Source organism: Pseudoalteromonas sp. SR41-1 (genome assembly GCF_014164015.1).
In the GTDB taxonomy this organism is placed as follows: Bacteria; Pseudomonadota; Gammaproteobacteria; order Enterobacterales; family Alteromonadaceae; genus Pseudoalteromonas; species Pseudoalteromonas distincta.
Window position 1 is genome coordinate 50599 of sequence record NZ_JACJEK010000018.1, and the last position, 25692, is coordinate 76290.

General features: G+C 39.0%; 20 protein-coding genes. 12 read left to right on the top strand and 8 right to left on the bottom strand.

Annotated features, from left to right (window positions below; genetic code table 11):
• Position 1: 1 nt before the first annotated feature.
• The 5 genes from H5118_RS15485 to H5118_RS15505 are packed head-to-tail and all read right to left on the bottom strand — an operon-like array spanning position 2 to position 9102.
• Positions 2-2539 (bottom strand): glycogen/starch/alpha-glucan phosphorylase, encoded by a 2538-nt coding sequence (locus tag H5118_RS15485; protein ID WP_182749371.1) that lies wholly within the window; start codon positions 2537-2539, stop codon positions 2-4.
• Complete coding sequence (gene glgX / locus H5118_RS15490) at positions 2532-4595, bottom strand: glycogen debranching protein GlgX (RefSeq protein WP_182749373.1); 2064 nt, start codon at positions 4593-4595, stop codon at positions 2532-2534. Before glgX ends, H5118_RS15485 begins: the two co-directional genes overlap by 8 nt.
• The gene (gene glgB / locus H5118_RS15495) at positions 4588-6795 is read right to left on the bottom strand and encodes a 1,4-alpha-glucan branching protein GlgB (protein ID WP_182749375.1); all 2208 of its coding nucleotides are present in this window, start codon (positions 6793-6795) and stop codon (positions 4588-4590) included. The genes glgX and glgB overlap by 8 nt, the downstream gene beginning before the upstream one ends.
• Positions 6796-8790 carry a 4-alpha-glucanotransferase gene (malQ, locus tag H5118_RS15500; RefSeq protein WP_182749377.1) on the bottom strand — a complete coding sequence of 665 codons (1995 nt, stop codon included), beginning with the start codon at positions 8788-8790 and terminating at the stop codon, positions 6796-6798.
• 9 nt (positions 8791-8799) lie between these two features.
• Positions 8800-9102, bottom strand: coding sequence for an isoamylase early set domain-containing protein (locus H5118_RS15505; protein WP_024595450.1), 303 nt, complete (start codon positions 9100-9102; stop codon positions 8800-8802).
• Between the two features lie 386 nt (positions 9103-9488).
• On the opposite strand from H5118_RS15505, the gene H5118_RS15510 reads away from it, so the two are divergent.
• Positions 9489-10421: a hypothetical protein gene (locus tag H5118_RS15510; RefSeq protein WP_024595451.1), complete on the top strand. Its 933-nt coding sequence runs from the start codon at positions 9489-9491 to the stop codon at positions 10419-10421.
• Positions 10422-10480: 59 nt separating this feature from the next.
• On the opposite strand, the gene H5118_RS15515 is transcribed toward H5118_RS15510, so the two are convergent.
• The gene (locus H5118_RS15515) at positions 10481-11647 is read right to left on the bottom strand and encodes a cellulose-binding family II protein (RefSeq protein ID WP_165724042.1); all 1167 of its coding nucleotides are present in this window, start codon (positions 11645-11647) and stop codon (positions 10481-10483) included.
• A gap of 517 nt (positions 11648-12164) precedes the next feature.
• Complete coding sequence (locus H5118_RS15520; RefSeq protein WP_002958609.1) at positions 12165-12593, bottom strand: Lrp/AsnC family transcriptional regulator; 429 nt, start codon at positions 12591-12593, stop codon at positions 12165-12167.
• A 194-nt stretch (positions 12594-12787) separates the two neighbouring features.
• Here H5118_RS15520 and H5118_RS15525 point away from each other — a divergent pair, with 194 nt between their 5' ends.
• The 4 genes from H5118_RS15525 to H5118_RS15540 are packed head-to-tail and all read left to right on the top strand — an operon-like array spanning position 12788 to position 17392.
• On the top strand, positions 12788-13993 hold the full coding sequence (locus H5118_RS15525) for an aspartate aminotransferase family protein (protein ID WP_182749379.1): 1206 nt from the start codon (positions 12788-12790) through the stop codon (positions 13991-13993).
• Positions 13994-14043: 50 nt separating this feature from the next.
• The gene (astA, locus tag H5118_RS15530) at positions 14044-15078 is read left to right on the top strand and encodes an arginine N-succinyltransferase (RefSeq protein WP_182749381.1); all 1035 of its coding nucleotides are present in this window, start codon (positions 14044-14046) and stop codon (positions 15076-15078) included.
• A 7-nt stretch (positions 15079-15085) separates the two neighbouring features.
• Positions 15086-16552: a succinylglutamate-semialdehyde dehydrogenase gene (gene astD / locus H5118_RS15535; protein WP_182749383.1), complete on the top strand. Its 1467-nt coding sequence runs from the start codon at positions 15086-15088 to the stop codon at positions 16550-16552.
• 36 nt (positions 16553-16588) lie between these two features.
• Entirely contained in the window at positions 16589-17392 is an 804-nt protein-coding gene (locus tag H5118_RS15540; RefSeq protein ID WP_182693143.1) for a DUF1338 domain-containing protein, read from the top strand.
• A gap of 71 nt (positions 17393-17463) precedes the next feature.
• Here H5118_RS15540 and H5118_RS15545 read toward each other — a convergent pair whose 3' ends face one another.
• On the bottom strand, positions 17464-18744 hold the full coding sequence (locus H5118_RS15545) for a flavohemoglobin expression-modulating QEGLA motif protein (RefSeq protein WP_002958615.1): 1281 nt from the start codon (positions 18742-18744) through the stop codon (positions 17464-17466).
• A 146-nt stretch (positions 18745-18890) separates the two neighbouring features.
• Between H5118_RS15545 and H5118_RS15550 the strand changes: the two genes are divergently transcribed.
• The 7 genes from H5118_RS15550 (at position 18891) to H5118_RS15580 (ending at position 25669) form a co-directional block, all read left to right on the top strand.
• Positions 18891-19148: a DUF3081 domain-containing protein gene (locus H5118_RS15550; protein ID WP_008169639.1), complete on the top strand. Its 258-nt coding sequence runs from the start codon at positions 18891-18893 to the stop codon at positions 19146-19148.
• Positions 19148-19453 (top strand): hypothetical protein, encoded by a 306-nt coding sequence (locus tag H5118_RS15555; RefSeq protein WP_002958617.1) that lies wholly within the window; start codon positions 19148-19150, stop codon positions 19451-19453. The genes H5118_RS15550 and H5118_RS15555 overlap by 1 nt, the downstream gene beginning before the upstream one ends.
• Before the next feature lie 409 nt (positions 19454-19862).
• The gene (gene betI / locus H5118_RS15560) at positions 19863-20438 is read left to right on the top strand and encodes a transcriptional regulator BetI (RefSeq protein WP_024603276.1); all 576 of its coding nucleotides are present in this window, start codon (positions 19863-19865) and stop codon (positions 20436-20438) included.
• Between the two features lies 1 nt (position 20439).
• Positions 20440-21903 carry a betaine-aldehyde dehydrogenase gene (gene betB, locus H5118_RS15565; protein ID WP_182749385.1) on the top strand — a complete coding sequence of 488 codons (1464 nt, stop codon included), beginning with the start codon at positions 20440-20442 and terminating at the stop codon, positions 21901-21903.
• Positions 21904-21914: 11 nt separating this feature from the next.
• A complete protein-coding gene (betA, locus tag H5118_RS15570; RefSeq protein ID WP_182749387.1) occupies positions 21915-23582 on the top strand; it encodes a choline dehydrogenase in 1668 nt (555 codons plus the stop codon).
• Positions 23583-23740: 158 nt separating this feature from the next.
• The gene (locus H5118_RS15575; RefSeq protein WP_165724036.1) at positions 23741-24958 is read left to right on the top strand and encodes a BCCT family transporter; all 1218 of its coding nucleotides are present in this window, start codon (positions 23741-23743) and stop codon (positions 24956-24958) included.
• Positions 24959-24967: 9 nt separating this feature from the next.
• Positions 24968-25669: a TorF family putative porin gene (locus H5118_RS15580; protein ID WP_024603578.1), complete on the top strand. Its 702-nt coding sequence runs from the start codon at positions 24968-24970 to the stop codon at positions 25667-25669.
• Positions 25670-25692: the final 23 nt, after the last annotated feature.

The window sequence follows — 25692 nt, forward strand, 5'->3', positions numbered from 1 at the left end:
TTTAGTCTAGGCTGTTAGTGGCATGGCTTTTAGTTGTCGTTAAGTCTGTTTCACTAATATTGAGGGGTTCTAAATGCCAAATATCTTCACTGTATTGGCTTATGGTTCTGTCACTTGAAAACATACCACTGGCTGCTGTATTTAAAATACTCATTTGTGTCCAGTAGGTCTGATCTGCGTAAGCTTTATCAACTTCTTTTTGAGCTGCTACATAACTTTCAAAATCGTGAGCAACAAGCCATGGATCGTGCGGGCTCTTAATTGCATTTGTTATGTCGTCAAATAAGCATGGTTCAAATAAATTAAAATGCCCGCTCTCGAGTAATTGCATCACATTCTTTAAATCGCTATTTTGCGATATTAAATGCTCTGGATTATAACGTGATTTAATATCGTCAATTTCGTGCGCTTGTGCGCCAAACAAAAAGAAGTTATCAGCACCAACAGCATCTCTAATTTCAATGTTTGCGCCATCCAGCGTGCCTATTGTCAATGCACCATTCATCATAAATTTCATGTTGCCAGTACCAGACGCTTCTTTGCCTGCGGTAGATACTTGCTCTGAGAGATCAGTTGCAGGACAAATAACTTCCATTGCGGTTACGTTGTAATTAGGCAAAAAGGCGACGCGTAAATATGGCGCAGCTTGAGGGTCTTTATTTATAACCTCTGCCACGTTATTAATAAGCTTAATAATTTTTTTAGCCATGTAATAACCCGGCGCTGCTTTACCACCTAATAGAACACAACGAGGAACAAGCCCTTGGGTATCCCCACGGCGAATACGGTCATATAAATGAATCACATGAAGTATGTTTAATAGCTGACGTTTGTATTCGTGGATACGTTTTACTTGTACGTCAAACATCATTGATACATCAAAATCGATATCGCAGCGCGCCTTAACTAAATCAACTAAACGTTGTTTGTTTTCACGTTTAGCATTTTGCCACTGCTCATGAAATGCCTTGTCGTCATAAAAACGACGTAGGTCACTAATTTTTGAAAAGTTTTTAACCCAATCATGGCCAATTTTTTCACCAATTAATTCACTTAATACTGGATTACAGTGCGCAAGCCATCGACGAGGCGTTACACCATTTGTTTTGTTATTAAACTTATCTGGCCACAGTGCATAAAATTCTTTAAATAATCCCGCTTTTAACAGTTCAGTATGAAGTGCTGCTACGCCATTTACAGAGTAACTACCTACAATAGCTAAATAAGCCATACGAATTTGCGGCTCATCACCCTCTTCAATCAGTGACAATGCACGTTGCTTTTCAACATCTCCCGGCCATTGCTGTGAAACTTGTGCTAAAAAGCGTGCATTTATCTCGTAAACTATTTCTAAAATGCGTGGCAATAATTTTGAAAACAACGAAACAGACCATTTTTCAAGCGCTTCAGGAAGTAGCGTATGATTTGTGTAAGCCATTGTTTTAGTTGTAATTTCCCAAGCGTCGTTCCAATTTAATTCGTAATCATCAATTAAAATACGCATTAGCTCCGCAACAGCAATACTTGGATGCGTGTCATTTAACTGAAAAACATGAAAATCAGCAAAGTCACTAAAGCTCTCGCCATGTTGGGAAACCCATTGGTCGACTACGTCTTGAATACTCGCCGATGATAAAAAGTATTGTTGGCGTAACCTAAGCTCCTTACCATTTTCGCTGCTGTCATTTGGATACAGCACCATGGTGATCTGTTCGGCTAGATTTTTTTGTGCGACGGCTTCTGAATAACTGCCCGCATTAAATTCGGTTAAATTAAATTCATCTGTTGCCTCTGATTTCCACAGACGAAGTGTATTTACGATATTGTTTTTATACCCAGGGACAGGGACATCGTAAGGTACAGCTAATACATCTTGTGAACTCATCCATTGACGGTGCTCTCTGCCAAATTTATCTGTGTAACTTTGCACATAGCCACCAAACTTCACACGTTTTGCATGCTCTGGTGCGCTTAGCTCCCATGGATGTCCTTCACGTAGCCAGTTATCTGGTTGCTCAATTTGGTTACCATCTTTAATCGATTGATTAAACATGCCGTATTCGTATCGTAGGCCATAGCCAATAACAGGCAACGCTAAACTAGCACAGCTATCTAAAAAGCAGGCTGCAAGGCGCCCTAGCCCACCATTTCCTAGGCCTGCGTCGTGCTCGGCATCTTCAAGCGTTTCTACTGTTGTGCAGTATTCTTGTAATGCAGCAGCAACTTGGTCGTCTAAATCTAGGTTTAGTATTGCATTACCCAGCGCACGTCCCATCAAAAACTCAAGAGAAAGGTAAGCCGTTTTGCGGCGTTTCTCTTGCTTAATTTGTTGATTCGTTTCTCTGCAGCGGGCAACAAGTCTGTCGCGAATAGTCAGCGCTAAAGCATGGTATAAATACAGTCTTGATTCGCCGACCTTATCGCGACCTAGGGTATAATAAAAATGCCGTGTTAAGTCATCTTTAAGCGTACTTTCATCAATAACGGGCCCTTCTTGCCAGCTCTTTACTACACACACTTGTTCACTTTGTTTAGCCATGACTTACATCCTCTAAATTAGCACTAAAAACCCAACTACTTTGTGCTGAAATTTCAACCATCGCATCTTCATTACTACTCACAGATGCATTATTTACACTTGATAAAACCATTTGCCACGGCGCATTAATAGGCGAAGGCGGCATTTGGCAAAAAACTGTTTTTTTACTGGCATTAAATACCATCAGCAATGCATGATTGTTTTGCTTATCAAGTAAGCTATACATTAAAAACTGTCTGGTATCTTCATGCCAATGAGCGTCGGTCATGGTTTTACCTTGTTCGGTAAACCACTTAACGGTAAAACGCTCGTCTATATCATCTAAAAATACACTGTGTTTGAACGCACTGTGCGCGCGTCTAATTTTTAAAGCATCATCAATAAATCGTGTTAGCGAATGATTAAGTTGAGAATCTTTCCAGGCAAGCCAGCTAGTGCGATTATTTTGGCAATAAGCATTGTTATTACCCCCTTGAGAGTGCGCCATTTCGCTGCCAGCGGCAATCATGGGAACACCTTTTGAGAGTATTAAAGTAAGTAAAAAGTTCTTTTGTTGTTGCAAACGCAGTGCGTTTATTTTTGAGTCACTAGTAAAGCCTTCTACTCCACAGTTGAACGAATGATTTGCGCTGTGTCCATCTCTGCTTTGCTCGCCATTAGCTTCGTTATGTTTATGCTCATAACTCACTAAATCAGCAAGGGTAAAACCATCATGACTCGTTATAAAGTTAATGCTATTAAGTGGTCCACGTTGGCTGTGCTCAAAAATATCAAACGATCCGTGCAAACGTTTTGCAACGCTTGCAATAATGCCTGTTTCACTTTGCCAAAAACGTCTAATTACATCGCGATATTGATCGTTCCATTCTCGCCATGGCGGCGGAAATGCACCAAGCTGATAACCACCTGGGCCTATATCCCAAGGCTCACTTATTAACTTAACTTTGTTAAGCACAGGGTCTTGGGCAACTACTTGTAAAAAAGTATGTGCGGAGCTAAAGCCTGCTTTTGAGCGGCCTAAAATGGTCGCTAAATCAAACCTAAAACCATCAACTCCCATTACTTCAACCCAATAACGAAGGCTATCAAGTACAAGTTGCAGTGTTTTAGGGTGATCAATATTTATAGTATTTCCACAGCCGGTATCGTTTATATATACATTAGGCTGACCCTCTACTGTGCGGTAATACGCTAAGTTATCAAAGCCTCTTAGCGATAATATTGGGCCATCCGCCCCTGCCTCTGCTGTATGGTTATAAACAACGTCTAAAATAACTTCTATGTCGGCAGCATGAAGCTCGCGCACCATTTGCTTAAACTCGTTTATATCGTCGTTTACCAAATAGTCTTTATGGGGGGTAAAAAAGTTAAGCGTGTTATAACCCCAATAGTTTTGCAGCCCTTTTCCTGTTAAAAATTGCTCACTAATAAAAGAATGAACAGGTAAAAGCTCAACGGCTGTAACTCCAAAGCTTTGTAAGTGCTCAATAAAGCTTGGGTGGCTTAACCCTAAAAACTTCCCTTGTAGAGATTTAGGTATTTTAGGATGACGACACGTTGTGCCCTTAACATGGCACTCGTAAATAACCGTGTTTGACCAAAGGTGGTTTGGCTTTTTATGCGCGTACAACGTAGGAGCAGCTACTTTTGATTTAGGTATATCAATCGCATTATTTACGGTGCTTTTAGTACCAATTGGCATTTGCCCATAATGGCGTTCGCTCCATGTGAACTCACCAAACAAGTCCTTTGCATATGGATCTATAAGTAGCTTATTTTCGTTAAACAGTTGGCCATTTTTAGGGTTATATTCACCCTCGACTCTAAAACCATAAAGTGCGCCGGCGTTTAATGGCGAAATATGAATACTCCAAATGCCACCTTCGTTAATATTCATCGCCATTTTTAGAATTTCTGAATGGCCACTTTTATCAAACAAACACACATAAGCTTGGCTTGCACCTGGCGCATAAAGCGCGAAGTTAACTCCATTATTGATAACACTAGAGCCTAGCGGTTCTACATTACCGGGGGCTACATCAAATCGGTTACTCATCATCAACCTTTTGTAAGTAAATAGTTGTTAAGCCACCAATGGCAATTGAAATACTGTGTTTAAAGCCATGATTTGATTCATTTGTAGCGTGAACTATCTGCGCTGAATCTTTAGTTACCTCAACGCCAGAGCCAAAAAACTGAGTATCATCTGTATTTACAATGACCTTGTAACGCCCTTTACTCGGTACGCCAATAACGTAGTTTTCATAGGACGCAGGGGTAAAATTAGCAATAACAACCACAAAGTTTTTTGCGTTTTTAGCATAGCGAACAAAGCTTAAAATGCTCTGCTGATTATTATTGTTATCTATCCAGGTAAAACCAGCCGCGCTCGAATCAAGCTCATACAACGCGGGTTGGGTTTTATAAACGGTATTGAGCGCTTTTACGGTGTGCTTTATACCGCTGTGGCTTTGGTGCTCAAGTAAATGCCAATCGATAGAATGATCGTGCCCCCACTCTTTTCGCTGTGCGATTTCACCGCCCATAAATAAGAGTTTTTTACCCGGGTGTGCCCACATAAATGCGTAATAAGCGCGTAAATTTGCAAATTTTTGCCAATCATCGCCTGGCATTTTTTCAATTAACGAGCCTTTACCATGTACTACCTCATCGTGGCTTAATGGCAATATATAGTTTTCGCTAAACGCGTATACCATCGAAAAAGTCATTTCGTGATGATGATGCTGACGATAAAGTGGGTCGTGTTGCATGTAATGCAAACTATCGTTCATCCAACCCATGTTCCACTTATAACCAAAGCCTAAACCGTTGTGCTCAACACTTTGGGTGACACCCGGCCATGCTGTCGACTCCTCAGCCACCATCATAATGCCTGGGTTGTTTTTATAGCTGCGTATATTGACTTGCTTTAGGCACTCAATTGCACCTAAGTTTTCACGCCCGCCGTAACAATTAGCAACCCACTCGCCTTCTTTTCGGCTGTAATCTAAATACAACATAGAAGCTACGGCATCTACACGCAGGCCATCTAAACCAAATTGATGTAGCCAATACATAGCATTTGATATTAAAAAGCTTTTAACTTCAGGACGGTCGTAGTTATAAATGTAGGTATTCCAATCAGGATGAAACCCTTGGCGCTTATCAGCATGCTCATATAAATGGGTGCCATCAAATCGATGTAAGCCATGCGGATCGCTTGGAAAATGCCCTGGTACCCAATCAAGCAAAATACCTAAATTAGCTTTGTGGCACTGCTCGACAAAGTATTTAAAGCTGTTGTAGTCGCCAAAGCGGCTGGTAGGTGCAAATAATCCAACAGGCTGATACCCCCACGAACCATCAAACGGGTATTCACTTATTGGCATAAGTTGCAGGTGAGTAAAATTCATTTCAAGGGCATAGCTAACGAGTTTGTCGGCAAGCTCTGTGTAACTTAAATAGCGGTTGTTTTCAGCCCGTTGCCATGAGCCTAAATGCACTTCATAAATACTAATTGGTGCATCTATATGGTTACGCTTTTGTCTGTTTTGAAGAGCCTGCTCGCCAAGCTTTATAGGTACTGGTTTATACTGCAGTACACTTGCAGTGCCAGGTGCTTGTTGCATTTTAAATGCAAAAGGGTCGGCTTTTTCGAGCACCTCTCCACTTTGCGCGGTAATTGCAAATTTGTAGCACATGTCAGCTTTAAGGCCTGGTACAAATAACTCCCATACACCACTTGCAGGATGAAAGCGCATAAAGTGGCGATTCGCTTGCCAAAAGTTAAACTCACCAATAATAGAGACACTTGCCGCATTAGGCGCCCATACACAAAAACGTACACCGTCTACGTTTTGTTGAGTACTAAAATGTGCACCAAAATGCGAGTAAGCATGTTCAAGACTGCCTTCGTTAAATAAATACATTGCCTCTGCATCAAGTGTGCTTTCAAAGCTGTATTCATCATAAAAGGTAACGCTGCTATCTGTGTACTGAGCAATGCATTCATATGGCGCAGTGGGCAAAGCATCAACTTTGGCTATAAATAAGTCACTTTGCTGGTAGCGTTTCGCCTTAATACTTTTATTATTTAATGTAACACTTACGCTTATTGCACAAGGTAGATAAAAACGAATTTCAACATCAGCATCCGTTTTATGTGCCCCTAAGAAGCTAAATGGGTCTTTAAATCGCCCTATATTTAATGCGTGTACTTGTGCATCATAACTATTTTCATTAGTTGTACTGCTCATTTAACCTTTCCTTATTGAATCGATAGCAGCTAAAAGTGAGGCATTTTTGGTAAAAATTTCTTCACTGGTATGCGTTAATACACGTCGCCAATTAGGATATTCTTTATCTGTCCCGGGGATATTAACCGGATACTTCTGCTCATCTAAGTCATCTATTTGTATTGCAAATAAACGCGATTGAGAGCCTGCTAAACACAATGCAAGTGCGCTATAAACAGTCACTGCTTCACTATGTAATAAAAGCTCAGTTGTATTGCCATCGTGATTAATAAAACGTAGTAACCTTTGTTGCTCTTCTATTCGCTGTTGCTTTAGTTGCTCGTATTCATTGCAAGTTATAAGCTTATATTGTTGCTTAATATCTAAATCATCATGTTGCCACCAGCCTGTAAATGGAGGGACATCGTGATTGGCTATCATTAACAAACAATGTGTTGCTAGCTCATCTACCGATAAAAACTCTCCACTGTGTTGTTTCTCAAAATAAAATAAGCTGTTGGAAAAAATACCGCTAGATGCCAAAGCTTCCCTAACCTCTGGCGGTACGATGCCTAAATCTTCACCAATAACAATACTCTGATTAATATGCGATTCAATTTTTAAAATGGCAAGTAAATGCTCAAACGGATAATAAACATAACAGCCGTCTTGTTCGCCATTGCTTTCAAAGCACCACCATAGGCGCCTAATAGCCATTACGTGGTCAATTCGAAGTCCACCTACGTTTTGCATGTTTGCGCGAATGAGCAAGCGGTAAAATTGGTAGTGATTATTACTAAGGCTTTGGGGATTGAGGGCTGGGAGGCCCCAATTTTGACCTGCTTCAGCCCATGGATCGGGTGGAGCGCCTACACTTGCACCTTGGCTAAACAGCGATTGCTGGTTTTTAAATTCAGCCCCATCGCCAGCACAACCAACAGCTAAGTCGTTTATTAAGCCAATAGCCATGCCTCTCTCTGCGCAACTTTTTTGACACAGTGCAAGTTGCATATGCGCTTGCCATTGCAGGTAATAAGCAAATGTTAGGTTATCTGATTCGAGGGTATTTAACGTAGTAGAGTGAGCATTACAAAAATCAGTAAACGCTTGGCGACGCTCATCACTTGCCGTTAATTCAAACTGATTATAAAGCGCTTCAAATAACGTATACTTTATACGACTTACATTTTCATAATCTATAAACTGATCATTACTTTTAATAAGTGCAGCGACATCATCTTGCTGCATAATGGCGTCAAGGTTTTCGTTATTTATTGCGTCTTCGCTTAGTACGATAGAAATATAAAGAGGATTTAATAAAGCGCGACTATTAGGGCTATAAGGACTGGCTCGCTCTGGCATATCAGCAAATAACAAATGCAGTGGATTAAGTAATATATAATCCATGTTTTGGGAGCTGCATAGTTTTGTAAGCGCTAATAAATCGTCAAAGTCGCCAATACCAAAATTCGCTCTATTTTTTAATGTGTAAAGCTGAATAGATAATCCAGTGCGCTTTGTGTCTCCCACTTGATAGACTTGCTCAGGCACGCACCAAATTTGTGTAATAGCGTGTTGCTCACCTACCTGAACATTAGCGTCATGATAGCCAATTGGCATATTACCAATGGGTAGTGCCAGCTCAATATAGCGAACGCCATGCAAGTAATATTCACCAGTGACAGCCAAGTTATAAAGGTTATCAAATGCTAAATGCATTCCAAGTGAAGGGACATCGATATTAGCGGCTAAATATTGCTGACGTTCATCTATACGAAGCTTTAACAAACATGTACTTTGCTCAACTAAACTCACACTAGGTACTAAAGCAAGCCAAAGCGATGCATCTAAATCATAAGTTAGTTGAGCTATTCCTGCTTCATTATTTGTATCAACACCACAACATTGCAAAGCACGTTTACGCGTTTCTTCGCTAAAAAATACCTGTTCACCTGTATACTTAGTGAATTCAAAGCCAATACCATGCAGGTAGAACAACTGCGAAAGAGCATCCATTGAATCGCCTTAATTAGTGCGTTGAGTATTTACTATGCTGTTTTCTGTGCCAAATGTATTGCCGATATAACCGTCAGCTTGATGGTCGTTATCCCAAATGTCTCCATTAATCAGATAACGAAAGTGAAATTGTTGATCGATAGGTAAGCGTTGCTTAAATTTAAACACACCTTGTTTTTTATAAAGCTTCATTGGCACTGGTTTCCAATCATTAAATTCACCTAATAAGCAAACTTCTTCTGCCTCTGGATGAGAAAATTCAAAAGTAACTTCAGCTTCATCTTTTGTTTTAAAAAAACGTTTATTCAACATAGCAGGCTCCAACTAAACCAAAAAGGGTACTTAATCTTTGCCACAGGCCATACAACTAAACAAAAAGGCGATGTGGTAACCATCTAAAAATCATTAAACGTGTTATTAGTTAAACAAAACTTTATTTACGCTTTATTACAGTGCAAATAATATTTCAATTACACCAAAAAGGTGCATTAACCTTATATACAATACGCTTTAAATGATACTTAACATACAGAGCAATATTCAAACCAACAAACTATTAAAAACCTCATTAGTTCAATATATAAATATTTATAGCTGCAAATATCCGAAGAAAATTTAAAATCCTAAATTACTTTTTTTATATTACTTCATCATGGATAATACACATCATTCTAATACTCTGAAATATCATTAATTTCATGTTGAAAAAAACCATTTTAATAACTACCACCATCATTTTTTTAGTTGTAGCTGCATTTATTGGTACCTCAATTTATACCCTATACAGTAAAAAAGAAATTTCAGTTGACCCTAAATTAAAAGAAATATCAGGAATAGAATTTGATAAACAACAACGTTTATGGGCTATTAACGACGGAGGCAATGAACCAAAGCTATACAGACTCAATAAAGACGGTTCTATTGCTAAAGAAATTTTAGTTGAAAACGCTAAAAACATTGATTGGGAAGACATGACCCAAAACAAATTTGGGCACTTCTTTTTAGGCGATTTTGGTAATAACAAAAACGATCGTAGATGGCTCACTATTTATAAAATAGAAAACCCGATAGATATAAAAACAGATACGACTCAAGCAGAAATAATTAAGTTTACCTACCCCGAAATGGATGGCAGTCCTATAAAGCCTAATAACCGTAATTTTGATTTAGAGGCATTTGTAGCTCTAGGACGTCACTTATATTTATTTACTAAAAACCGCACAGAGCCATTTGATGGTATTACTAAGGTTTATAAAGTGGGCGATCATGCTGCTAATTTTAAAGCCGAGTTAATAGATTCATTTAAAACATGTACCACTTTAGAAAAGCTATGCTGGATAACATCGGCTGCTTTAAGCCCTGATCGTAAAAAGCTGATATTACTTGATTCAACCAGTATTTGGTTATTCGAAAATTTTGAGGGTGATAAGTTTTTTTCTGGCGATGTATCAAAAATTGACTTAGGAATAGTAACTCAAAAAGAAGCTGTCACTTTTTTTGATGACAATACTATTGTATTTACAGATGAAGAATTTAAAGGTATTGGCGGTAATGCTTATTTTATAAAGCTTGATGAAGCCAAAAAAGAAATTATAAGAAAAAAGCCGACCTCAGAAAAAATACATCCATAATATAATGTTAGCTAAGCAAAAGTTCCAAAGCTTAGCTAACTTATGTAAAAGGTATCGAGTTAGTTACTCTTTTCGTTTGACGAATGGAGTGCTTTTTCTACATCAACACCTAAAATCAACACTCCAATATGGCTATTATTATCTAAAACAGGAAAACTTAGCTGTACTTGAAAATGATGTGTTGATGCATCATATGTAACGCTATCAAAGTTATAGTCCTTTGACTGTTTAAATATTTTAGTAAACTTATTCTCATCTCCTTGCCAGTAATCACTGGTTAACTTACTTATTGCTATATTTTTTCCTTGGCTATCAGTCAATATAAGCTCAGTAACAACACCTTTAAACTGCGATTGCCATTTTTTAAATACCTTAGATAACGGTAAATCAAGCATAGTTAACGCATCAGCATGCCCAACGTGTTTACTTTCTTTTATCCATAGCTGGTCTCGTTTCATAATTTCAGGCTCACTCAAAGGAGACTCATTACTTATTTGAACTTCTTCGACTAAACTAGGTAAGTTTAATAAGGTTTTAGCGCTACTGTAGAGCCTATCAAGTATTTGCGTTTCTTCACTTTTTGATAGTGAAAATGGAGCTTGCGCACAAGTATTTATATTTTCATCGAACTGCTGCATAAATTCAGGAAGGCGTTTGATAAGTGAATGCGAAGCAAATAATCCCAAAGGTACATATCTAAAAAATTCTTTTTGGTACTCGTCTTTATTGATCCCTAGCTTAGAGGCTGCTAATTCAAAATCGTCTAAATCAAGTAGGATTCTATCAATCCGTTTATGGTGCATTACATTTACTATTTCTTCTAATGAATTTACTTCTACCTCAGCAATAATATTCTGAGTTTTAAACCAATTTGCTTGATAACTTCCTCTTACTGCACCATAACGCATTTTATTTTTTGGTTTATTAATGCTCTCTGGGTGAGTGAACCAGTACCAGCTTTCTAAAAAAATGGGGGATGATATACGTCCATAAGCTTTCATTTCAGGCATTAAATGGGTTGTGAAATATCCATCTAAGCGCTCTAACTTTACTTCTCGACGTGCACGTAACCATGGCAAGGTTTGTAGCTGAAAAGGCGCTCCCATTTCAAATAAAATACACTCGACTTGGTTGACTGCATTATTAGGAGCTGTGGTGGGTAAGTTTGTCCCAAACTGGAGAGGCCCAGTTAAACCTAACAAAAGAGTGAAAAGATATGCGGGCATAATCCATTGCTAAATAATGTACAAATTAAAACAAGTATAGTCATGCATATAAAAAAGTATTAATTTTCTTTACAAAATTTTGTACCTTATCAATAGCTTCAATATTTAAATCTATGATTTATTGCTATTAACTTATAAAAAGCACGCTTAAATATTTAAATTAATGCATTTATATCTAGGGTCTGTTTATCTTTGTGGATAAAAATTTGTTCAAACTAGGTGCTATTTAATTGCGGCGCAAGATTTATAAGCTAGTGTGCTCGATAACTGCTCCTGCGTTATTCTAATTGCTTACATCCATGTAAGAATAAATAAAAACCGAGCAAAGCTTCCGCGCCCTGCTCACGCCCCCTACCCTGCATCTATGTAGGCAACCAAGAGAAAATAGCGCCTAGGAAGAATTTTTTGGGGGCTGTTAATTTAACCTTGAAGGTTCAACAGACCCTAGCCTTTTTATTATTGACCTAAAGTATACCGAGTGTTCACTTAACGACTAAAAACAAAAAACTCACTGACTCTAGCGCTTAAATTTAGTTTCTAAAATAACAGAAGATGTTGTGCGCTCCACCCCATCAAGATTTCCTATATCGTCCAACAAATGACTAAGCTGTTCTAAATTTTGAGCCTGTACCACCGCAATTAAATCAAACTCACCACTTATGGCATATAGCTGTGAAATAGCATCAATTTGCTTAAGCTCAATGTTTGTTTTAGTCGTTAATTTTTGTCTTACTTTTATAGACACATGAGCTGATACCATTTTACTAAGGTAGTCGTCACCGTAATCAACGCTATAGCCTTTAATTACACCGGTTTCTTCTAATTTGAGCATTCGGCTCTGTACTGTTGAACGAGACAAGTCAAGCATTCGCGCAAGATCAGAAATACTCGCTCTTGCATTTGTTTTTAGTACAGAAAGTAGCTTTTCATCTTGTGGAGTTATCATAATGGTTATTTTCTTCGTTATTTTGACTTTTATTTTAATCATTTTTCACAAAATAGCACTGCAATTTTAACAGCTAACCTTCGATAATGACCTCTATAAGAAATAATAACGTGTTTGCTGAAGAATAAAGGCTATATTCTTCTTTGAGTTAGCAACTAATCTTTTATCTAAGCCCATTAAATTTAGGTGTAAAAATGCAAGTAACAAGAGACTTATTTAACGACGTAATGGTACCAAACTATAACCCATCAGCAATTATCCCAGTTCGTGGTGAAGGTTCACGCGTTTGGGATCAAAATAACAATGAGTTCATTGATTTTGCCGGTGGTATTGCCGTTAACTGTTTGGGTCACTGTCATCCTGCATTAGTTACAGCATTAAAAGAGCAAGGCGAAAAAATTTGGCATTTATCAAATGTTATGACCAATGAGCCAGCACTTCGTTTAGCTCAAAAAATGGTTGAAGCAACATTTGCTGATAAAGTTTACTTTGCAAACTCAGGCGCAGAAGCAAACGAAGCCGCTCTTAAATTAGCTCGTCGTTATGCATTGGACGTATATGGCGCTGAAAAAACGCAAATTATTGCATTTAATAAAGGTTTCCATGGTCGCACATTCTTTACAGTAACTGTGGGCGGGCAAGCGGCTTATTCAGATGGCTTTGGTCCAAAACCTGCTGACATAGTACATTGTGATTTTAACGATATAGCGGCATTTGAAGCGCTGATCAGCGATAAAACATGTGCTGTTATGATGGAACCATTACAAGGTGAAGGCGGTATTATTTCACCAACAGATGAATTTGCTAAAAAAGTACGCGAACTTTGTACTAAACATAACGCGTTACTTATTTTTGATGAAGTACAAACGGGTGTTGGTCGCACAGGCGATTTATACGCTTATGAAGGTTTAGGGGTTGTTCCTGACATTTTAACAACGGCAAAAGCATTGGGTGGTGGTTTTCCTATTGGCGCTATGATCACTCGTACACCTATTGCTGAGCATTTAAAAATTGGTACTCACGGTTCTACTTATGGCGGAAACGCACTTGCTTGTGCTGTGGCCGAAGCGGCATTTGATACAGTAAATACACCAGACGTACTAAACGGTGTTAAAGAGCGCGAGCAATTATTCCGTGACGGATTAAACGCAATTAACGAAAAATACAACGTATTTAGCGAAGTACGTGGTAAAGGCTTATTAATTGGCGCAGTACTAAATGACAAATTTGAAGGCCGTGCACGCGACTTTTTAGTAGCAAGTGCTAATAATGGTTTAATGAACCTTGTAGCTGGCATGAATGTAATTCGCTTTACACCGTCTTTAGTTATTCCGTTTGAAGATATTAAAGAAGGCTTAGCGCGCTTTGAAAAAGCGGTTAGCGATGTAGTAAACGGTTAATATAGTTTAAATTAGCACGCCTACTGGCGTGCTATTGGAGCAAGCAATAAATGCAAGTATTACGTCCTATTACTGCCAATGATTTTGAAGCGCTTAAACAAATAGCAATTGAGTCAGGCCATGGGTTTACCTCTTTGCCTGTGGACGATGCACAGCTTAAAGAAAAAATTGAACGTGCTGAAAAAAGCTTTGCCAAAAACATTAACCAGCCACTTGATGAAAGCTATTTATTTGTTTTAGAAGACAGTGAAACAGGTGACGTTATTGGTACAACCGCTATAGAAGCTGCGGTAGGTTTATCGGTGCCTTTATATCATTATCATTTAGGTAAAACAGTACACCACTCACCTACTTTAAATGTATATAACACCGTTGATATTTTAAGCATGTGTAACGACTACACAGGCTGCTCTGAAATATGCACATTATTTTTGCGCGAAAATAGTCGTAAAGGCCTAACGGGTCGATTTTTATCGCGTTCACGCTTTTTGTTTATGGCTCAGCATAGCGAGCGTTTTGCCGATACTGTTATCGCAGAAATGCGCGGTGTTAGCGACGAAGATGGCCATTCTCCTTTTTGGCAATGGCTGCAAGAACACTTTTTTAGTATCGAATTTCCAGAAGCGGATCACTTAGTGGGCTTAGGCGATAAGGTATTTATTAGCGAGTTAATGCCTAAATACCCTATTTATGTGAACTTGCTTAGCAAAAAAGCCCAAGCTGTTATTGGCCATGTGCATGAAAAAACAAAACCTGCGCTAAAATTATTAGAAAAAGAAGGTTTTGAGCACAGAGGCTACGTTGACTTATTTGACGCAGGCCCAACGGTTGAAGCAAAGCTTGGTAATATTCGCAGCATTCGCGACTCTCAAGTTTGCCCTATTACTATTGGTGAGCTTGATCACATATCACAAAATAGCTCAGATACGCTGGCTGTATGTAATCAAGGCGTAAGTGGCTTTAGAGCAACATTTACCAAAGACGCACATTACAATCATGCAAAACATACTCTCGTCATTAGCCAAGATGTGGCTGAGGCGCTTAATTTAAGCCAAGGAGACGCAGCGCGATTTTTCCGCCTGTAAATAATTTATGAATACACACCTAATTAATAACCAGTGGCATACAGGCCTTGGCCCAGTATTTGAGTCAATCAATCCAAGTAATGGCGATGTGGTATGGCAAGGTAATGGCGCAAACGCCCAGCAAGTAGATTCGGCTATAAAAGCAGCCAGAGCTGCGCAATTACAATGGGCTGACAAACCACTTGAAGAGCGTATAGTCATTCTTGAAAGCTTCGCAGCACAATTAAAAGAATACAGCGAAGAATTTGCGACCATAATTGCACGCGAAACAGGAAAGCCATTATGGGAAACCCGCACCGAAGTGGGCGCAATGACAGGCAAAGTAGCTATATCTGTAAAAGCGTACCATGAGCGTACAGGTACAACCGAAAACCCAATGCCCGGTGCTAAAGCGTTTATTAGACACAAACCGCATGGCGTTGTGGCTATTTTTGGCCCGTATAACTTTCCGGGGCATTTACCAAACGGGCATATTGTTCCTGCAATTTTAGCCGGTAATACCGTTGTATTTAAGCCATCAGAATTGACTCCGCACGTTGCAGAATTTACCCTCTCACTTTGGTTAAAAGCAGGTTTGCCAGCGGGTGTTATCAACCTTGTCCAAGGTGAAATTGAAACAGGTAAAGCACTTGCATCTCATAAAGATATAGATGGCTTGTTTTTTACCGGTAGTTCAAACACAGGTCACTTATTACATAAACAGTTTGCAGGACACCCTGGCAAAATTTTAGCACTTGAAATGGGCGGCAATAATCCTCTTATTGTAAAAGATGTGAGCGATATAAGCGCCGCTGTGCACGATATTATTCAATCAGGCTTTATTACCTCAGGTCAGCGCTGTACGTGTGCACGTCGCTTATTTATTGAAAAGTCGCTCAATGGCGATGCTATTTTAGAAAAGCTAATAAGCGCAACTAAAAACATAGTTGTAGACGACAGCTTTGCTACAGAGCAGCCTTTTATGGGTGCAATGATAAGCGAAAAAGCAGCACTGGGTATGGTTGCCGCACAAAGTGAATTAGTCTCAAAAGGTGCGCAAATCCTTGTTGAACTTAAGCAATTAAAATCAGGCACCGGTTTTGTAAGCCCAGGCATTATTGATGTAACAAACATTACCGATATGCCAGATGAAGAACATTTTGGACCGCTTATTAAAGTGTATCGTTACAACGACTTTGACAGCGCAATTATTGAAGCTAACAACACAAGCTTTGGCTTATCTGCAGGTTTACTTAGCGACAGTGAAGATGATTACACTCACTTCTTAAAGCGCATCCGTGCAGGTATTGTTAACTGGAACCGCCCCATTACAGGTGCCTCTAGTGCAGCTCCATTTGGCGGCATAGGCGCCAGTGGTAATCACAGAGCAAGTGCCTATTATGCCGCCGATTATTGTGCATACCCTGTGGCATCTGTTGAGTCAGACAAAGTGAGCTTACCGCAAACCCTAGCGCCAGGCTTGGTAATTGAATAAGCAATAAAACCAAAATTTTAGATTTAAGGATTTAACATGCATACTGATGTAAACACATTATTTGAGAGCCTTTGGAAAAACTACTTAAACGTAACACCATCGGCAGACAAAATTCATGACCTTTTAGGGTCAACGCAAAAAGATGACATTATTAACGATCATATTGCGCTGCGTACGTTTAATATTGAAAAAGTGGGTCTTGAAAAGCTCGCTGCTCACTTTTTAGCTATTGGTTACAAAGAATGTGGTGAGTACCATTTTGAAGCTAAAAAACTCTATGCAAAGCACTACGAGCATAGCGATCCTAATCAGCCAAAAGTGTTTATCTCTGAACTATTAGTAGAAAAATGCTCGCCAGAGTTACAAGCCATCGTGACAGATATGGTAAGCCAAATTGACGAAAGTGCAGTTACAGCAGACAACTTTTTATATTCAGGCACGCATTGGCAAGTAAGCACCGATACTTATAAGCAGCTGCTAGCTGAAAGCGAGTATGCAGCGTGGATGTCGGCGTGGGGTTACCGCGCCAATCACTTTACCGTAAATATTAATACGCTTGCTAAGTTTGATAACATTCATGATGTTAACCAAGCCCTAAAAGACGCCGGCTTTTCGCTTAATACGTCAGGCGGTGAAGTTAAAGGCTCACCAGAGGTGTTACTAGAGCAATCGTCAACACTTGCTGATGAATACTCTGTTACCTTTAGTGACGGTGATATGAGCATCCCTAGCTGTTTTTATGAGTTTGCTATTCGTTACCCTAAAGCCGACGGTGAGCTTTATACTGGTTTTGTTGCAGCCTCAGCTGACAAAATATTTGAAAGCACCAATGCTCGATAGCAAAACCTAAAGTACTTTATTTAAAAAGCCCGTTATGGGCTTTTTTTATGTCGGTAGGTTATGTTGATTAATTATAAAAATAACGGTTTATAATCGTTTTCTAACTTTTCAAACGATAAATCGCCAATAAAGCGGCCAAAGCTCAACCAAGTTGCCAAACCACGTAAGTCTTTAAAGTGTGGTGGCACAAATTGTGGGCTCTCTATTACACCTAAATCATGAAGCTGCGATATTAATCTAAAATCATCTATCGATATTTTACCTACCAGTAATAAAGGGAGTCTATCTATTCGACCAAGCTGTATTGCAACGCGTATTAAGTTATAAACCAATACAAAGCCTTTAATGTAGGCAATATCTTTTGTAAAAGGCAAACCTGTTGGCGTACTGCCTCTAAATACACGCTGCGCGAGTGTGTAGCTGTCATCTTTTGATAAACCTTGCGCTACGTAATCACGGTAAATGTCTACAAACTCAGCGCCATCTATTACCTTTGTAACGGCCTGAATACGGTTAACTAATTTAGATAAGCGCCTTGGGGTCGATTTTAAAGTAATAATTTCGGTTAATACCGCTAGGCCTTCTTGAGTAATGGTAGAGCTAGGCGTGCCTTTACTCAAACACGTTAAATAAGGCTGAGCTAAACCATTTTGAGTGGTACCTACGTGTATCCACCCTTCGTGAACTTCCAATATATCAAGTTCACGCTGAGAAAACTTAACATCTTGATTAAGCTTTATATTATTAGCACCTGCGGCTGCATCACTAACAATACCATCGCTAAGCATTACCTCTACGTTTATGCCTGCCATACTAGCGGTTACTTGCTCAGACAGAATACGCACTGCATCAACTGCATCAATATTTTTAGGGTCGTCAGGCAGTATGTCGGCTATAAGTAAATTTTGCAGCGGTTTATCTAGCATATTAGCTAGCTCAGAAAGTGAGGGCTCACCGGCATGAAATAAATCTTTAGGGTGACCAAATAACTCCACCGATAAGTCATGAAACTCTGGTGTGCCACGATACTCAAGCATGCTTAATACTGTTTTATACTCTGTGCACATTTTTCCCATGTATTGAGCTATGGGATTTAACTGACCCAATTGGTTAATAATGTTACGGTGCAAAGTAGAAAACGCTTGGCGTAACTCGCTAGGTACAAAACCAAGATCGCGCTGTTGATAGTATGCACGATCGATCAGTGGATTTTTTTGACATTTTTGTCTAAAAAACTCCTCTTTAGTTTGTTTATCCCAATTAATAGCATCGAGTATCCTAATAGGCGTTTGCAATGCAATTAATTGATCCGATAACTCACGAGTTTTTAGTAGTAACGCCTTGTCTATCATGGTGTAAGCTCAACAATAAATGAATTTTGAGCATAATTTAAAAAGGCCAAATTACAAAGCAATATCACATTTTTTTAGCTATTGTTTTTAAGATGATCGACCCTCATATCTATATCGTATTAGCTTTTTAATAAAAGGTATAAAACATGAAAAACGAACTCGACAATAAACAGATTTTAGCCGTATATGAACGCATAATTCAAAAAGGTGAAATGACTGATGAAGGCAAACATTATCAGGGAGTTACTGCATATTCAGACGTAGACGGTTACACCGTATATCTACAAGGTAGCGGCGTAGAACTGCGCTTTGGTTTTCATAATACTTACCACCTTGACTACGAGCATGAAAAGCATAAAGACGACTTTTTGAAAAAATTATATAACATTGCAAACGAGAGCTAATGCACCCACGAAAACTAAGACACCGCCCGACCAGTAAGCTCAATACTACTTTTATTAATCAAGTAGTAGAAGAGCTTAAAGCTAATCCAAGTAAAGTCTCTATTATTCAAGACAACCTAGAACAGTACCGTTCTCAAACTCATTTAAAGCGTGGTTTTTTACTGGCTATAGAGCGCTTTGATTGGGTATTTGAAGCAAGCAAAGATATTGATTTCATTTGCCAGCAAATTTTAGCTGATGACTACATTGGCAATAGACTAAGACGTTACCCCCTACTTTTTAAAGGCGTTATTAATAATGCCTAACCTTTCAATACCAAGCGCTTTAAAGCGATAAAACCACAAAGTTTACTCTCCATATAAATTTATTAGAGCACTAAGCAATTGCAGGTTTAGTGTTCTTTTGTATTAAAATAATACTATTAGTACTCTAACTATTATTGTTCTAATGGTTTTTTGACATTTTATTCATTTATTGCTGTAAATAAATCATTACTATTATTAAATTTAAAAATTAAATTCTCAAGCTACTGTTTTAAATAAAATTAAATAAATAAAAACCACATCTTCTTTGTCCTATTAATTGCTCTTTTATTAATGATTAATCTACATTTTGGCATCTAGATATTTACCTCAACCTTGAATTGTTAGAGCTATTACCTTAAGCTTATCTTTATTGAACGTTCAATTAATAAAAATTATGCCTAAAGTTGGAATGGAACCTGTCAGGCGTCAGCAGCTAATTGACGCAACTATAGAATCTGTTGCGACGAATGGATTACAAGGAACGACTATAAACAGCATTAGTAAAAATGCAGGTTTATCGTCGGGTATTATTAGTCATTATTTTGGTGGTAAGCAGGGGTTGATTGAAGCCACTGTTCGATACTTACTAACAAGCTTAAAACAAGACTTGATAGGCAAAGTAAATCATCAAACAAATGCGACTGAACGTTTAATGTTTATTATCGAAGCCAACTTTGCGCTTGTACAACAGCGTAATGATACAACCCGAACGTGGTTAAGTTTTTGGGCGCAATCGATGCATGATGAAGAATTACACCGACTACAAAATGTAAACAGTAAACGCTTGCAAAGTAATTTAGCATTTTCTTTTAAACAATTAATGCCTATTGAGCAAGCAAATCAAGCTGCAGAACTTAGCGCCGCAATGATCGATGGCCTATGGTTAAGAGCAGTACTGAGTAAATCAGACAATAATCAGTTTAAACACTGTGAAAAGTTAGCAAAAAGCTATGTACTTTCACTTATCAAGCAATATGGAGCCTAGCGTGACTACACCTGTCTATCAAAATTTTATTAACGGCCATTTTCTTGCAAACCAGAACGGCAAAACATTTGATGTAACAAACCCAGCAACGGGCGAGGTTATTTACGCAGTAGAAATTGCCGACGAATTTATTCAAAACGCAGCCATTGCCAGTGCAAAGCAAGGTTTTGCTCAGTGGTCAGCAATGACACCCATTGAACGTAGCCGCATTTTATTAAAAGCAGTGGCTATTTTACGCGAGCGTAACGATGAACTAGCACTTGTAGAAGTACTCGACACCGGTAAACCAATGCAAGAAGCAAATTGTGTTGATATTGAAACTGGCGCTGATGTAATTGAATACTTTGCAGGTCTTGCGCCAGCACAGGTAGGCCAACAACAAATGGTTGGTGATGACTTTTACTACACACGCAAAGAGCCATTAGGTATTTGTGCGGGTATTGGTGCATGGAACTACCCACTACAAATTGCATGTTGGAAGTCAGGCCCTGCTCTTGCTGCTGGGAATGCATTTATATTCAAACCATCTGAAGAAACACCACTTGGCGCAATTAAACTTGCAGAAGTATTTGTTGAAGCTGGCGTACCTGCAGGTGTGTTTAATGTTGTTCAAGGCGCGGGCGATGTAGGCCAGTGGCTAACGCAGCATAGCGATATTGATAAAGTATCGTTTACGGGTGAAGTAGGCACAGGTAAAAAAGTAGTAGCGAGTGCTGCCGGTACGTTAAAAGATGTCACGATGGAACTTGGTGGTAAATCTCCACTATTAGTATTTGATGATGCCAACATAGAGCAAGCGGTTAGCGCTGCTATGTTAGGTAACTTTTATACGCAAGGCGAAATTTGTACTAACTGTACACGTATTTACGTTCATAAAAATGTATATCAGCAGTTTATTGATGAACTTAAAGCTCGCACTGAGAAAAACATTATTGCTGGCGACCCACAAGATTTAAATACAAACTTTGGCGCACTTATCTCTAAAAAGCACCAAGAACTAGTAATGAGCTACGTTAATAAAGGGATCGAAGAAGGTGCAACGCTATTAACTGGTGGTACAACGCTTTCACCTGAATCTGCACCTAATGGCTATTTTGTAGCACCGACTGTGTTCATTGATTGCAACGACGATATGACAATCGTTAAAGAAGAAATATTTGGCCCTGTAATGAGCGTGCTTGTTTTTGACGATGAAGACGATGTGATTGCACGCGCTAACGGTACACACCTAGGCTTAGCTGCTGGCGTATTTACGAGTGATATTAAACGTGCTCACCGCGTAATTCATAAGTTACAAGCCGGTATTTGTTGGATTAATGCATACGGTAACTCACCGGCTGAAATGCCAGTTGGCGGTTACAAGCAATCGGGTATTGGCCGTGAAAATGGTATACAAACGCTTGATCAATACACGCAAACTAAGTCTATTTATGTTGGTATGGCCGACATAGAAAGCCCATTTTAAGGCGCCCTACTATGAGTAATCATTACGACTATATTATTGTTGGCGCGGGTTCGGCGGGTTGTGTTTTAGCCAACCGTTTATCTGAAGATTCAAGTAACCGCGTGTTACTACTTGAAACTGGCGGTAGCGATAAAAGTATTTTTATAAAAATGCCAACCGCGTTATCTATTCCTATGAATAGTGAAAAATACGCATGGCAGTTTCATACGCAGCCTGAGCCTCATTTAGATAACCGTGAGATGCATTGTCCTCGAGGCAAAGTATTAGGCGGCTCGTCATCTATTAATGGCATGGTGTATGTACGCGGCCATGCAAAAGATTTTGACGAATGGCAGCAACACGGTGCAAACGGCTGGGATTACAAATCGTGTTTACCGTATTTTCAAAAGGCAGAAAGCTTTTACCTTGGTGAAAATACTTACCGAGGTGGCAAAGGTCCGCTTGGCGTTAATAACGGCAACGAAATGAAAAACCCGCTTTACCGCACCTTTATAAAAGCAGGTGTGCAAGCCGGTTATGCTTCTACTGATGATTATAATGCGTCGCAGCAAGAGGGTTTTGGCCCAATGCACATGACCGTAAAAGACGGCGTGCGCAGCTCTGCTTCTCGTGAGTACTTAGACCCGGTTAAATCGCGTAGTAATTTAACAATTATTACAGGTGCACTAGCACAGCGCGTGATTTTAGATGGCAAGAAAGCTACTGGCATCGAATACAAAGTAAATGGCGACGTTAAAACAGCACATGCTGCAAAAGACGTTATATTAAGTGCAGGCCCAATCGGCTCTCCACATATTTTACAACTCTCTGGTATTGGTGATACTCAAGCGCTTGAAAAAGCAGGCGTTGGAGTACAGCATCATCTACCAGGTGTAGGTCAAAACTTACAAGATCATCTTGAGTTTTACTTTCAATACAAGTGTAAGCAACCTATCACGCTTAACGGCAAACTAGGCATTGTTTCAAAAGGGTTGATTGGTGCGCGCTGGTTATTAACGCGTTCGGGTTTAGGTGCAACGAATCATTTTGAATCGTGTGCGTTTATTCGCTCAAAACCAGGTGTTGAATGGCCAGATATTCAATATCACTTTTTACCAGCGGCTATGCGTTACGATGGTAGAAGTGCATTTGCAGGTCATGGTTTTCAGGTACATGTTGGTCATAACAAACCAAAAAGTCGCGGTAGTGTCACTATTGCTTCTGCGAACCCTGAGCAACCACCAACCATTTTATTTAATTACCTTGAACACCAAGACGATATTGAAGGCTTTAGAGCGTGCGTTCGCTTAACACGCGACATAATCGAACAAAGTGCCTTTGATGAATACCGCGATGAAGAAATTCAACCAGGTAAACATATTCAAACAGATGAAGAAATAGATGCCTTTGTACGCCAAGCCGTAGAAAGTGCCTACCACCCTTCTTGCTCATGCAAAATGGGTGAAGATGATATGGCCGTTGTTAATTCAAATACGCAAGTACATGGTATTGAAGGACTACGTGTTGTTGACTCATCTATATTCCCAACAGTTCCTAACGGAAACTTGAATGCGCCTACTATTATGGTTGCCGAAAAAGCAGCTGACATAATTTTAGGTAAAGAACCATTACAGAAATCGGATGTGAATGTTGCCATAACAACAAACTGGCAAGAAACACAACGTAGTACGGAGATCTAACTTTAGCCACATGCTTAGGTTTAGTCTCGTCGGGCTAAACCAATGCGTGCCTTGCAGTGGCACACGATGTAAATAGGTTACGTTGTGTTAATGCGAGAATAAAACAATAAAATACGGAGTGCTTATGAATTATTTTTATTCATTACTGGAGGGTAACAATGACTATTTGGCTTAATGCAGGCATCATTTTTACCTTACTTGCTATTATCACTATTTTAATTAAATGGGGTAATGTTCGCGTAGTAGGTGTAACACCAGTTCGAACCTTTACCTTTATAGCAATACTATTTACTTCTGGCCTAGATGTTGGCCTTATTATGTTTCCTTTAACTGAGTTTGCAGGTTATGCAGACATAAAAGCAAGCCCAGAATACGCGTTTGCAAATCCACTGGCTATTGAGTTTGGCTACTGGGGATTTTTGATCTGGGGATTTTACTTTCTTACGTGCTTTTATTTCTGTGTAATAGAACCTAAAGTGAAATTTTTCGAAATTCCTTGGGTTAAATTTATCAATAACGTTGTAATTATTGGTACATGTGCATTTACCGCTTATTTGCTGCTTACAAACCTACCGTGGTATTTACCCGAATTAGGTGATGGAACAAGTATAGTTTCTGAGTTTTACTTAATTGTGTTTGCTGCTATCTGTTTTGCTGTGTACTCAAGTACTGATATTAAATATGTACGTATTTTAAGTATTTCTACTACGTGGTTATTCTTAGCTTTAATCGCCTTTATGTGGACTGGCGCATTTGTGATAGGTGATAGTCAAATGTCAGCATTTACAGATAACTTAGGTTCTATTGGTACTTACTTTGCAAACATTAATGAATTTGTTTTACCGCTTAATGATTACCATGAGTTTTACTTATTCTGGTGGTTTGCGTGGAGCATAATGATTGGTCAATTTACATCACGCTTTGTTGGTGGACTTAAAACATACCAAGTATTAGGTGCAATGTTGATTTTCCCTTCTATTCCTATTGCGATTTGGTTTAGCGTACTTTATCACTACCATGAAGCGGGCATCCCAACTCAAGGTATTAAAAACTTCGCTATGGTATTTGTAGGTATTGTATTTGTAATTAACTCACTTGATTCGTTAGTGCGTTTATATACAGATAACCTAAACTTTACCGTAAAGCGTTTTGGCAAAATGAAATACATAATCGGAAATGTTGTTGGTCTATCATTACTTACACTATTGTTTAAATTAGAATTTTTACAAATTCAGTGGGTAGGCGCATTAGTTATCGGCTTGTTCTTTATCTGTGCAGCCTTTATTGGTTACAGTAAATTTAAAACAGTAACGAATATAGATAGCTCACCAAAAGCAAACGCAATTGATTACACAAAAATAGACACAGTACACTAGGGATTAACAATGAATAACAAACTAAAACAACTTGTAGTAGCACTACCATTTGCACTTTTATCAACAACTGCAGCAGCTGATTGGTCAACAACAATCACTGCAGCGTCTGACTACACTTTTAATGGTGTAACACAGACCGATAGCGACCCTGCAATTCAAGGCAGCTTAGATTATGCCTTTGATAGTGGTGTTTACGCTGGTGTTTGGGCCTCAAACGTAGATTTTGGTGACGACACTGATTTTGAGCTTGATGCTTACTTAGGTAAATATGTACAACTTGATGAGCAATTCAGCGTTGATTACGGTATCGCTTATTACACTTATCAAGGTAATAACAGTGACGGTAACTACGCTGAAGCTTACACTAAGTTTGGTTATGCAAGTGAATACGGCCAAACTGAGCTTAACTTTTGGTATAGCTGGGATTACTTTGGAACAGGTGCGGGTCATGTAATTTCAATGGTTGCTCACACTTATGAACTAGCTCCAAATCACGCACTACGTGCAAGTTTTGATATTTCAAACTCACTTGATGGTGAAAAGTGGGCTTGGGATACAAACCAGAAAAAATCGTACAAGCACTACCGCCTAGCTTATCAAACAAGCTACGAAGGTTTTGGTATTGAAGTGGCTGCTGAAAACACTAGCTTAGATTACGATTATGCTGATGAGCGTATTGTACTTGCTGTTTCACGCACATTTGATCTTTAATACATTAATTACTGATTAAACAA

Coding starts and splice junctions, on each gene's coding strand:
- H5118_RS15525 (WP_182749379.1), top strand. CDS start 12,788: ATGCAAGTAACAAGAGACTTATTTAACGACGTAATGGTACCAAACTAT.
- H5118_RS15515 (WP_165724042.1), bottom strand. CDS start 11,647: ATGCCCGCATATCTTTTCACTCTTTTGTTAGGTTTAACTGGGCCTCTC.
- H5118_RS15540 (WP_182693143.1), top strand. CDS start 16,589: ATGCATACTGATGTAAACACATTATTTGAGAGCCTTTGGAAAAACTAC.
- H5118_RS15505 (WP_024595450.1), bottom strand. CDS start 9,102: ATGTTGAATAAACGTTTTTTTAAAACAAAAGATGAAGCTGAAGTTACT.
- astA (WP_182749381.1), top strand. CDS start 14,044: ATGCAAGTATTACGTCCTATTACTGCCAATGATTTTGAAGCGCTTAAA.
- glgX (WP_182749373.1), bottom strand. CDS start 4,595: ATGAGTAACCGATTTGATGTAGCCCCCGGTAATGTAGAACCGCTAGGC.
- H5118_RS15510 (WP_024595451.1), top strand. CDS start 9,489: ATGTTGAAAAAAACCATTTTAATAACTACCACCATCATTTTTTTAGTT.
- H5118_RS15545 (WP_002958615.1), bottom strand. CDS start 18,744: ATGATAGACAAGGCGTTACTACTAAAAACTCGTGAGTTATCGGATCAA.
- H5118_RS15485 (WP_182749371.1), bottom strand. CDS start 2,539: ATGGCTAAACAAAGTGAACAAGTGTGTGTAGTAAAGAGCTGGCAAGAA.
- H5118_RS15575 (WP_165724036.1), top strand. CDS start 23,741: ATGACTATTTGGCTTAATGCAGGCATCATTTTTACCTTACTTGCTATT.
- astD (WP_182749383.1), top strand. CDS start 15,086: ATGAATACACACCTAATTAATAACCAGTGGCATACAGGCCTTGGCCCA.
- H5118_RS15550 (WP_008169639.1), top strand. CDS start 18,891: ATGAAAAACGAACTCGACAATAAACAGATTTTAGCCGTATATGAACGC.
- H5118_RS15520 (WP_002958609.1), bottom strand. CDS start 12,593: ATGATAACTCCACAAGATGAAAAGCTACTTTCTGTACTAAAAACAAAT.
- betA (WP_182749387.1), top strand. CDS start 21,915: ATGAGTAATCATTACGACTATATTATTGTTGGCGCGGGTTCGGCGGGT.
- malQ (WP_182749377.1), bottom strand. CDS start 8,790: ATGGATGCTCTTTCGCAGTTGTTCTACCTGCATGGTATTGGCTTTGAA.
- glgB (WP_182749375.1), bottom strand. CDS start 6,795: ATGAGCAGTACAACTAATGAAAATAGTTATGATGCACAAGTACACGCA.
- betI (WP_024603276.1), top strand. CDS start 19,863: ATGGAACCTGTCAGGCGTCAGCAGCTAATTGACGCAACTATAGAATCT.
- H5118_RS15555 (WP_002958617.1), top strand. CDS start 19,148: ATGCACCCACGAAAACTAAGACACCGCCCGACCAGTAAGCTCAATACT.
- H5118_RS15580 (WP_024603578.1), top strand. CDS start 24,968: ATGAATAACAAACTAAAACAACTTGTAGTAGCACTACCATTTGCACTT.